We start from the raw sequence: 10017 nt of genomic DNA, 5'->3' as shown, positions 1-10017 counted from the left end.
GGACCAGGCCGTCGATGCCGCCGAGGTCCACGAAGGCGCCGAAGTCCACGATTGAGGAGACGGTGCCCTTGAGGCGCATGCCGACCTTGAGCTTGGAGAGGATCTCCTGGCGCTCGGCCTTGCGGGCCTCCTCGAGGACCACGCGGCGGGACAGGACCACGTTGTTGCGGTTGCGGTCCATCTCGATGACGCGGGCCTCGATGCGGGTGCCGAGGTAGGCGTTGAGGTCCTTGACGCGACGGAGGTCGACGAGCGAGGCGGGCAGGAAGCCGCGCAGGCCGATGTCGAGGATCAGGCCGCCCTTGACGACCTCGATGACCTCGCCCTCGACGGTCTCGCCGGACTGGAACTTCTCCTCCACGCGGTTCCAGGCGCGCTCGTACTCGGCGCGCTTCTTGGACAGGACCAGGCGGCCCTCCTTGTCCTCCTTCTGGAGGACAAGTGCCTCGATCTCGTCGCCGAGGTGGACGACCTCGGCCGGGTTGATGTCCTTGCGGATGGAGAGCTCGCGGGACGGGATGACACCCTCGGACTTGTAGCCGATGTCAAGCAGGACCTCGTCGCGCTCAATCTTCACGACGGTGCCGGTGACGAGGTCGCCCTCGTCGAAGTCGGTGACGGTGCCGTCGATGAGGTTGCTCATCTCCTCGTCGGAGATGTCGTCCAGCGCGAAGATGGACGAGTTCTGAATCTCACTCAAAAGTGGACCCCTTTCGAACCAAACGGGGCCCCGGTCGTCATGGTCGCTGCCTGCAGTGCCCGCAAAACAACCCAGGCGTCTACGTGGAAACTTACATGCTCTCGGGGGCCGACAGATACGGTTGTACGGGCGGGTGCCCATACGGGCAGAAGGATAGCCTTTTTCGCGAGACCATTTCAAGCTTCAGCGCGTATTATTTTCCACGTAGCGTCCCGTTCATGCCAGGCACACATCCCCGCGCGAGAGGAGGTCCGCCGTGATCCGCGCCGTGCTCTTCGACCTCGACGACACGCTGCTGCGCCTCAACCTGGCTGCCTTCGTCGCGCGCCACGCGGCGGGACTCTCGGGGCTGCTCGGCCGGGCCGCGCGCATGAGCCCCGCTCGCGTGGCGGCCGCCTACGGCCGGGCCCTTCTCGCGATCGACGACCAGTCCCGCACCGACTCGCTCACCAACGAGCAGCTCTTCGACCAGGTGTTCCGCGAGCGCTGCGGCATCCCGCTCGACGACCCCGCGATCGCCGACCTCGTGGAGTGCTACGAGCGCACCGTGGTGCCCGGCTTCGCCGGCGGCATCGTGGCCGCGCGGCCCCAGGAGGGCGCGCGCGAGGCCGTGGAGGCCGTCTGGCACCAGGGGCTCGTCTGCGCGCTCGCCACCAACCCGACCTTCTCGCTGACCTGCGACCGGGCGAGAATGGCCTGGGCCGGCGTGAGCGAGGAGGACTTCGCGCTGGTCTCCACGATCTCCAACTCCACGCGCTCCAAGCCGAGCGCCCGCTACTACCAGGAGTTCTGCAATCAGCTGGGCGTGCGCGTGGAGGAGTGCCTGATGGTGGGCAACGACGCCACGCGCGACTTCGCCCGGCCCGACTGCGGGCTGCGCACCGCCTACGTGGGGCACGCCCGCCCGCGCCGCGCGGTCTGGCGCGGGCCCCTGTCGCGCCTCGCGCGCGAGCTGCCCGAGCTGGTGCGCCGCCTCGACGAGGCGGAGGCCGCGGGCCGGTAGCCGCAGCCGGCGCCGGGCGCGGGCGTCACGCCACGCCGTAGCCGGCCGCCGCCACGGCCGCGCGGGCGGCGGGCTCGTCGAGCGGGTCCTTGGAGCGCACGAGCGCGGTTCCCGCGGCGAGGTCGACCTCCGCCCAGGTCCCGCCCAGGCCGTCGAGCGCCGCGGCCACGCGCGCGGCGCACCGCTCGCAGGTCATCCCCGTCACGCGCAGGGTCGTCTCGTAGGGGTAGTGGGCCGGGTCAGTGTCGGCGGGTCGCGGCGCGCGCACGGGCGCGGCGTCGCGCGCGGCCCCGCTGCAGCAGTCGCGCGTGCCGCGGGCCGACCCCCAGAACCTCCGCAGGCCCATGGCCGCCACCGCGAGCACCGCCACCACGATCGCCACGTCAGCCGGACCCATCGACCCCACGCCCCTCTCGTCGCGTGCCTTTAGTTAGCCATAGCTTACTACTTCAACGAGAACGCGGGCCGATCATCCTAGCGATACGAGCGCTTTGGGCCCCCGAAGCGTGCGCATGAGCGGGAGCTCTGGAGAAGCTCCCGACCAAACGCACGGTCTGAGGCCAAAAGCGTGCGCATGAGCGGGAGCAACGCACCCGCACTGCCCCGCAGCCGCCCAGCCGCGCGCGACAAAAGGGCCGCCCCGCGCTCGGGGGGATGCGCGGAGCGGCCCAGACGGGAAGAGGTCGTGTGACGAGCGCTACACCCAGAAGAGCATCTCGTTGTAGGTCGGGACGGGCCAGTAGTCGGCGCCGCAGACCTTCTCCATGCCGTCGACGGCGGCGCGCAGCTCCTCCATCGCCGGGATGACGTCGTCGCGGTAGCCGTCGCACTGGGCCTGCGGGTCGTCGATGGCCTGCACCGCGGCGTTCTTGGCCTCGAGCGCCTCGGTGGCGTCGTGGATGGCCGAGATGCCCTCGGTGATGGTGCGGGCCAGGTCCTTCTCCACGGGCGCGTCGATGCCGACCTCGGCCTTGGTGGCCACGGAGGTGGCCAGGTCGCCCGAGTACTCGGAGAGCGCGGGCACGTACAGGCTGCGGGCCATGTGGACCATCGTGTTGGCCTCGATGTTGAGCAGCTTGGCGTACTGCTCGGCCTTGGAGACGTAGCGGGCGCGCAGCTCGGCCTCGTCGAGCACGTGGTACTTCTCGTAGAAGGCCACGGTCTCGGGCTTGACCATCACGGGCAGCGCGTCGGGCGTGCTCTTGAGGTTGGGCAGCCCGCGGCGCTCGGCCTCGGCCTCCCACTCCTCGGAGTAGCCGTTGCCCTCGAAGATCACGCGCTGGTGGTCGCGCAGCGTGTGGCGCACCCAGCGCAGGGCCACCGTGGTGAACTCCTCGGCCGGCACGCCCTCGAGCTTGGTCGCGAAGCGGTCGCACTGCTCGGCCACCGCGGTGTTGAGCACCACGTTGGGGTCGGAGAGGTTCTGCTGGCTGCCACACATGCGGAACTCGAACTTGTTGCCCGTGAACGCGAACGGCGAGGTGCGGTTGCGGTCGGTGTTGTCGCGCAGGACGCGCGGAAGGGCGGGCACGCCCAGGTCCATGCGCTCGGACTCGTGGTCCTCGGGCTCCTCCTTGTTGATGAGGGCCTCGACGATGGCGTCGAGCTCGTCGCCCAGGAAGACGGAGATGATGGCCGGGGGCGCCTCGTTGGCACCCAGACGGTGGTCGTTGCCGGCCGAGGCGACGCTCATGCGCAGCAGGTCGGCGTGCTCGTCGACGGCGGCCACGAGTGCGGCGAGAAACACCAGGAACTGCAGGTTCTCGCTCGGAACCGCGCCCGGCTCGAGCAGGTTGGTGTCGTCGGCGCAGATGGACCAGTTGTTGTGCTTGCCCGAGCCGTTGACGTACTCGAAGGGCTTCTCGTGCTCGAGGCAGGCCAGGCCGTGACGGGTGGCCAGGAGCTTGAGCTTCTCCATCGTGAGGAGGTTGTCGTCGATGGCGAGCGACCCCTGCTCGAAGATCGGGGCGAGCTCGTGCTGGGACGGGGCGACCTCGTTGTGCTTGGTCTTGGCCGGCACGCCGAGCTTCCAGAGCTCGTCGTCGACCTCCTTCATGAACTCGTTGACCGTCGGGCGGATGGTGCCGAAGTAGTGCTCCTCGAGCTCCTGGCCCTTGACCGGCTCGCAGCCGAACAGCGTGCGGCCCGTGAGGACGAGGTCGGGGCGCTTCTCGTAGTCCTCCTCCTTGATGAGGAAGTACTCCTGCTCGGGGCCGATGGTGGTGAAGACGCGCTTGGGCTCGCGGCCGAAGAGCTTCAGGACGCGCTTGGCCTGCGTCTCGAGGGCGACCTGCGAGCGCAGCAGCGGCGTCTTCTTGTCGAGGGCCTCACCGGTGTAGGAGATGAAGGCCGTGGGGATGCAGAGGACCTCGTCCTTGATGAAGGCCGGGCTCGTGGGGTCCCAGGCGGTGTAGCCGCGGGCCTCGAAGGTGGCGCGCAGGCCGCCGGACGGGAAGCTCGACGCGTCGGGCTCGCCCTGGACGAGCTCCTTGCCCGAGAAGGACATGAGCACGGTGCCGTCGCTCTTGGGGGTGATGAAGCTGTCGTGCTTCTCGGACGTGATGCCGGTGAGCGGCTGGAACCAGTGCGCGAAGTGCGTGGCGCCCTTCTCGAGCGCCCACTCCTTCATCGCGTGCGCGACCTCGTTGGCGATGTCGAGGTCCAGCGGCTTGCCCTCGTCGATGACCTGGCGAAGCTCCTTGTACGTGGGCTTGGGGAGCCGCTCCTGCATCACGGCGTCCGTGAACAGCAGGCTGCCGTACTCCTCGGTGACCTTGTCCTTTGCCATGTGCGCCCCTTCTCTTCGGTGTGCGTGGCCTGGCTACGAGCTGTTACTGTACGGCGTCATTGTTTCACAGCCGTTGCGCCCGCGTGACGCACGGGGCGACGCTTTGTTGCGACTGTGTGCGCCGGGACGGGCGGCGGCCGGGCGCGCCGGGCGGGCGCGGGCGCTTCTCGCCTACAATCGGGTGAGCAAGCGACGAGAGGAACCCCATGGCCGACACCGCCACCCGCACCATCGCCGTCATCGACGGCAACTCGCTCATGCACCGCGCCTTCCACGCGATCCGCCAGCCCATGACCGCTCCGGACGGCCGCGCGACCAACGCGCTGTTCGGCTTCTTCAACATGTTCATCAAGCTGGTGGACACCTTCCACCCCGACGGCGTGATCTGCGCCTTCGACAAGGGCAAGCCGCGCGTGCGCATGGAGATGCTGCCCCGCTACAAGGCCCAGCGCCCGCCGATGGACCCCTCGCTGCGCGAGCAGTTCCCGATGGTCAAGGAGCTGCTCGGCGCGCTCGACGTGCCGGTGGCCGAGCTCGAGGGCTGGGAGGGCGACGACATCCTGGGCACGCTCGCCCGCCGCGGCGAGGCCGCCGGCTTCGACATGTACCTCTTCACCGGCGACCGCGACATGTACCAGCTCACGACCGAGCACGTGAAGGTGGTCTCCACCAAGAAGGGCGTCACGGACGTGGCGGTCATGGACCCCGAGAGCGTGGAGGACCTCTACCACGGCATCACGCCCGAGCTGGTTCCGGACTTCTACGGCCTCAAGGGCGACTCCTCCGACAACATCCCCGGCGTGCCCGGCATCGGCCCCAAGAAGGCCGCGGCGCTCATCGTGCAGTACGGCAGCCTCGACGAGGTCATCGCGCACGCCGACGAGGTCAAGGGCAAGATGGGCGAGAACCTCCGCGCGCACGTGGACGACGCCCTGGTGAGCCGGAGGGTGGCCACGATCCGCACGGACGCGCCGATCGAGCTGGACCTCGCCGACGCGCGCTTCCCCACCTTCGACCCGGCCGAGGTGGCCCGCGCGTTCTCGGCGCTCGGCTTCACGGGCATGACCACGCGCCTCGTGCGCCTCGCCGGCGAGGGGGCCGTGGAGGCCGCGCGCACCGCGCTGGGAGCGGCGGGCGACGAGGGGGGCGCCGCCGAGACCATGGAGCTGCCCGAGCCGCTGGAGGGCGAGAAGGCCGCGGCCGCCGTGGACGCGGCCGCGAGGGCAGGCGCGTGGGCGGGCTGCGCGCTCGACGACGACCGCGGCGAGGGCGCGCTGTTCGGGCTCTCGCACGTGCTGTGGGTCGCGCTCGAGGGCGAGCTCTGCCGCCTCGAGGGGGACGCCGCCGACGCCGCGCTCGAGCGCCTGCTGCGCGCCGGGCGCGTGGTCGCCGGCGACGTCAAGGCGCTCGTCCACGCGCTCTCCCCCGTGGACTCCTCCGAGCCCGAGGCCCTCTCCCCCGCCGAGGTCGACCCCGCGCGCGTCTTCGACGTGGCCGTGGCCGCCTACCTGCTCGACTCCGAGCGCTCGTCCTTCTCGGTGGGCGAGCTCGCGGAGGGGTACCTGCCGCTCTCCGTGCCCGCGCCCACCGAGGCACTCCCCGCCGCCGCGATCGAGGCGGCCTGCGCGCGCGAGCTCATGCCCGTCCTGCGCGAGCGCCTCGAGGCGGACGGCTCGGCGCGCCTGTTCGACGAGATGGAGATGCCGCTGCTGCCGGTGCTCGCGGCGATGGAGCGCCGGGGGCTCGCCGTGGACACGCAGGTGCTCGCCGCGCAGTCGACCGAGCTCGGCGCCGAGATCTCCCGGATGGTCGAGAAGATCCACGACGAGGCGGGCGAGAGCTTCAACATCGACTCGCCGATGCAGCTCTCCCACGTGCTCTTCGACGTGCTGGGGCTCCCCACCTACGGCCTCAAGCGCACCAAGCGCGGCTACTACTCCACCAACGCCAAGGTCCTCGCCGACCTCGCGCGCGACCACGAGATCGTGCGCGACGTCCTGGAGTACCGCGAGCGCTCCAAGATCAAGAGCACCTACCTCGACGCGCTGCCGACGCTCGTGCGCGGCGACGGTCGCGTGCACACCACGCTCAACCAGACCGTGACCGCCACGGGGCGCCTCTCGAGCTCCGACCCCAACCTGCAGAACATCCCCACCCGCTCCGAGCTGGGCCACCGCGTGCGCCAGGCCTTCTGCGTGCCCGAGGGCTGCGTGTTTCTCGCCTGCGACTACTCCCAGATCGAGCTGCGCCTGCTGGCCCACCTCTCGGGCGACGAGCACCTCGTGGCCGCGTTCTGCGAGGGTGCCGACTTCCATCGCGCCACCGCGGCGCGCGTCTTCGGCGTGGGGGTGGACGAGGTCACGCCGCAGATGCGCAGCCGCGCCAAGGCGGTCAACTTCGGCATCGTCTACGGGCAGCAGGCCTTTGGCCTGGCGAGCTCGCTCAAGATCCCGCGCGTGGAGGCCCAGGGGCTCATCGACCGCTACTTCGAGGCGTACCCGGGCGTGCGCGCCTACCTCGACGAGCTGGTCCGCGTGGCGCACGAGCGCGGCTACGCCGAGACCATGTACGGCCGCAAGCGCCACATCCGCGAGTTCCAGCAGAGGAACCGCCAGCTCGTGGCCTTTGGCGAGCGCACGGCCATGAACCACCCGATGCAGGGGTCGGCCGCCGACATCATCAAGCTCGCGATGGTGCGCGTGGAGCGACGCCTGCGCGAGGAGGGCATGGCCGCCCGGCTGGTGCTGCAGATCCACGACGAGCTGGACCTCTACGTGCCCGAGGGCGAGATCGAGGCCGTGGGCGCGCTCGTGCGCGAGACCATGGAGGGCGTGTGCGAGCTGCGCGTGCCGCTGATCGCCGAGGTCTCCTACGGTCCCAACTGGGCGGAGGCCAAGTAGTGGCGAGCTGGGCGGAGTTCGCGGGCGGCGAGGGGCCCGGCGCGGCCGAGGCGCCGATGCGCGTGGAGGCGTGGTCGGACGGCTCGTCGCGCGGCAACCCCGGGCCGGGCGGCTACGGGGCGCTCCTGCGCTACACCGGGCCCGACGGCGCGCGCCACGAGCGCGAGCTCAGCGCGGGGTATCGTCGCACCACCAACAACCGCATGGAGCTCATGGGCGCGATCGCGGCGCTCGAGGCGCTGCGTCGCCCCTGTGCGGTGACGATGACGACCGACTCGCAGTACGTGGTCAACGCCTTCGAGAAGAACTGGATCGGGGGCTGGCTGCGCCGCGGCTGGCGGACGGCGAGCAAGCAGCCCGTCAAGAACGTGGACCTGTGGAAGCGGCTGCTCTGCGCGATGGACGGCCACGACGTCAGCTGGAAGTGGGTCAAGGGCCACGCGGGGCACCCCGAGAACGAGCGCTGCGACGCGCTGGCCACCGCGGCCGCCGACGGCGGCGCCCTGCTGGAGGACGCCGGCTTCGACGGCTGACGCGCGCCGCGGCGGGCGCGCGCCCTTCTCGCCCCTCACCCGAACGGAGTTACGTACACCTCCGTGGGTTACGTACACCGTTGCAAGTTTGAAATGAGCTTCTCGCCAGCAAATCCGCAGGTCAGAGACTTGCCGAGAAGGACATCATTCTTGCATCGGTGTACGTAACCCGTCGAAGTGTACGTAACCCGTCGAAGTGTACGTAATCGGCCAGCCGCGCACCGCGCCGCGCTACTCCTCCTGCAGCTCCTCGAACGTCACGGGCTGCTGGTCGCGCCCACCCTCAAGGTGCACGGAGCGGTGCTCCGTCTGGTCGACGTACAGCTGCATCATACCGGGCGTCGAGTAGTGGCCCGCCGTGTCGATGAAAAACTTGACGGGAATCGTGTCCGCGATGTCAACGTCGGCGTAGCAGATGCCCTCCTCGTCGCCCGGCAGCTCGGCAAGAACGACGCCGTTGGGGCCGAGAATGCGCGTGAACCCGCATCCGACCTGCATCATCGCGCGCCGCTCGGGTGTGTCGCAGAGGCGGTCGGCTTGGTCCTCGGTCCATATCTGCGACGCCTGGATCACGAAGCACGCGTTGGTGAGCGCGTAGTAGTCCGCCGCGTTCTTGCACTGCTGGACGCCAAAGGGGTGCGTGGGGTCGGGCAGGCCGATGGGCCATGAGGAGACGTGCACTTGCTCGTTCATGGCGCCCATCGTGGCCACGTTGAGCGGGATGTAGTGCTCCCAGCACTGCAGACCGCCCAGGCGCCCGAACTCGGTGTCGAGCACCGGCATGAGTGACGCGTCGCCGTCGCCCCAGATGGTCATCTCGGCGTTGGTGGCCTTGAGCTTGCGGTGCTTGCCCACGAGGTCGCCCGCCGGGTCAAACCAGAGCTGGGTGAGGTAGAGCGAGCCACCGTCCTTCTCGGTGACAGAGACGCACACGTAGGCCTGCGCGTCGCGGGCCGCCTCGGAGAGGCGGCGCACCTGCGGGCTGAGGATCTCGACTGCGTTCTTGAACAACTCAACGTAGTAGCGCATGCCCCAGCCAGGGTCGCCCATCCAAATCCACCACGGGTAGCCGGGGATCATGGCCTCGGGGAACCCGATGACGTTGGCCCCGGCGGCGCCCGCCTCGCGGATTCTCTCGCACACCTTGTCGGTGGTGGCGTCGAGGTCGAGCATGACGGGCGCCATCTGGACGGCTGCGAGCCGAGCCTTGGGATAGGTGGACATGGTTCTGCCTCCCGCAACGAGTCCCTTGCTTCAAAGGAAGCGTAGGCGGCGCGGGATTCGGGCCCGTTTCCGGTTGGGGACCCGCTCGTTGCAGCCGGGGTCCGGCGCGTTTGGAGACCGTGAACGCCCGGTTACGCCATGCAGGGCGGAGGGTCTCTCGCTACACTCCGGCGAGGTGGCGCAGGGTGTCGCCGGTGATGCGGTAGACCGTCCAGTCGTCCATGGGCTCGGCGCCGAGCGCGCGGTAGAAGCGGATCGACGGCTCGTTCCAGTCGAGGCACCACCACTCGAGGCGGCCGCAGCCGCGCTCCACGGCGATGCGCGCGAGCTCGCGAATCAGCGCCGTGCCCACGCCGGCGCCGCGCGCCTCGGGCCGCACGTAGAGATCCTCCAGGTAGAGCCCGCGCCGGCCCAGGAACGTCGAGAAGTTGTGGAAGAAGAGGGCGAACCCCACGGCCTCGCCGCCGGTCTCGGCAATCAGGACCTCGGCGCCGCCCGCGTCGAACAGCTCGCGCTCGAGCGTGGCCTCGTCGGCCACGACCTGGTCCTCCATGCGCTCGTAGCGCGCGAGCTCGCGGATGAAGCGCAGCACGAGCGGCACGTCGGCGCGCCCGGCAAAGCGAAACGTCAGCGTCTGGTCCATGGCGACCTCCCTCGTCAGGATGCGTACACTCCGGTGCGTTACGTACACCGATGCACGTTTGAAACGGGCTTCTCGCCAGCAAACCCGCAGGTCAAGCGCTTGGCGAGAAGCCCATCAGTTATGCAACAGCGTACGCAACCGTCAGGAGTGTACGCCGATACTGTTTAGTGGCCCGGGAGCCCGTTCCGGGCTATGATGCGCGGCGCGGGGCGGTGGCTCCGGAGTG

At 69.7% G+C, this 10017-nt stretch carries 8 protein-coding genes; 3 read left to right on the top strand and 5 right to left on the bottom strand.

Going from position 1 to position 10017, the window contains the following annotated elements; genetic code table 11:
* The coding region (locus ACWTSU_RS01285) for a S1 RNA-binding domain-containing protein (RefSeq protein WP_455138098.1) at positions 1-700 on the bottom strand (700 nt) is incomplete at its 3' end.
* A 256-nt stretch (positions 701-956) separates the two neighbouring features.
* Here ACWTSU_RS01285 and ACWTSU_RS01280 point away from each other — a divergent pair.
* Positions 957-1703, top strand: coding sequence for an HAD family hydrolase (locus tag ACWTSU_RS01280; RefSeq protein ID WP_455138097.1), 747 nt, complete (start codon positions 957-959; stop codon positions 1701-1703).
* Positions 1704-1728: 25 nt separating this feature from the next.
* Here ACWTSU_RS01280 and ACWTSU_RS01275 read toward each other — a convergent pair whose 3' ends face one another.
* Together ACWTSU_RS01275 and ACWTSU_RS01270 are read right to left on the bottom strand one after the other, a co-directional pair.
* Positions 1729-2100 carry a heavy-metal-associated domain-containing protein gene (locus ACWTSU_RS01275; protein WP_455138096.1) on the bottom strand — a complete coding sequence of 124 codons (372 nt, stop codon included), beginning with the start codon at positions 2098-2100 and terminating at the stop codon, positions 1729-1731.
* A 300-nt stretch (positions 2101-2400) separates the two neighbouring features.
* Entirely contained in the window at positions 2401-4491 is a 2091-nt protein-coding gene (locus ACWTSU_RS01270) for a glutamine synthetase III family protein (protein WP_455138095.1), read from the bottom strand.
* Positions 4492-4697: 206 nt separating this feature from the next.
* Here ACWTSU_RS01270 and polA point away from each other — a divergent pair, with 206 nt between their 5' ends.
* Both polA and rnhA read left to right on the top strand, forming a co-directional pair.
* Positions 4698-7391: a DNA polymerase I gene (polA, locus tag ACWTSU_RS01265; RefSeq protein ID WP_455138094.1), complete on the top strand. Its 2694-nt coding sequence runs from the start codon at positions 4698-4700 to the stop codon at positions 7389-7391.
* A 56-nt stretch (positions 7392-7447) separates the two neighbouring features.
* Positions 7448-7924 carry a ribonuclease HI gene (rnhA, locus tag ACWTSU_RS01260; RefSeq protein WP_455138099.1) on the top strand — a complete coding sequence of 159 codons (477 nt, stop codon included), beginning with the start codon at positions 7448-7450 and terminating at the stop codon, positions 7922-7924.
* Between the two features lie 231 nt (positions 7925-8155).
* Here rnhA and ACWTSU_RS01255 read toward each other — a convergent pair whose 3' ends face one another.
* Positions 8156-9148, bottom strand: a complete 993-nt coding sequence (locus ACWTSU_RS01255) for a carbon-nitrogen hydrolase family protein (protein ID WP_455138093.1) — start codon at positions 9146-9148, stop codon at positions 8156-8158.
* A gap of 160 nt (positions 9149-9308) precedes the next feature.
* A complete protein-coding gene (locus ACWTSU_RS01250; RefSeq protein WP_455138092.1) occupies positions 9309-9839 on the bottom strand; it encodes an N-acetyltransferase family protein in 531 nt (176 codons plus the stop codon).
* Positions 9840-10017 lie beyond the last annotated feature (178 nt).

The organism is Thermophilibacter sp. (assembly GCF_966187215.1).
Note: the sequence above shows the minus strand (reverse complement) of the source record. Positions and strands in the feature narration are given on the sequence as shown.

What these genes read in the sequence shown, in the direction of transcription:
- ACWTSU_RS01275 (WP_455138096.1), bottom strand. Translation starts at nt 2,100, where the DNA reads ATGGGTCCGGCTGACGTGGCGATCGTGGTGGCGGTGCTCGCGGTGGCG.
- ACWTSU_RS01270 (WP_455138095.1), bottom strand. Translation starts at nt 4,491, where the DNA reads ATGGCAAAGGACAAGGTCACCGAGGAGTACGGCAGCCTGCTGTTCACG.
- polA (WP_455138094.1), top strand. Translation starts at nt 4,698, where the DNA reads ATGGCCGACACCGCCACCCGCACCATCGCCGTCATCGACGGCAACTCG.
- rnhA (WP_455138099.1), top strand. Translation starts at nt 7,448, where the DNA reads ATGCGCGTGGAGGCGTGGTCGGACGGCTCGTCGCGCGGCAACCCCGGG.
- ACWTSU_RS01255 (WP_455138093.1), bottom strand. Translation starts at nt 9,148, where the DNA reads ATGTCCACCTATCCCAAGGCTCGGCTCGCAGCCGTCCAGATGGCGCCC.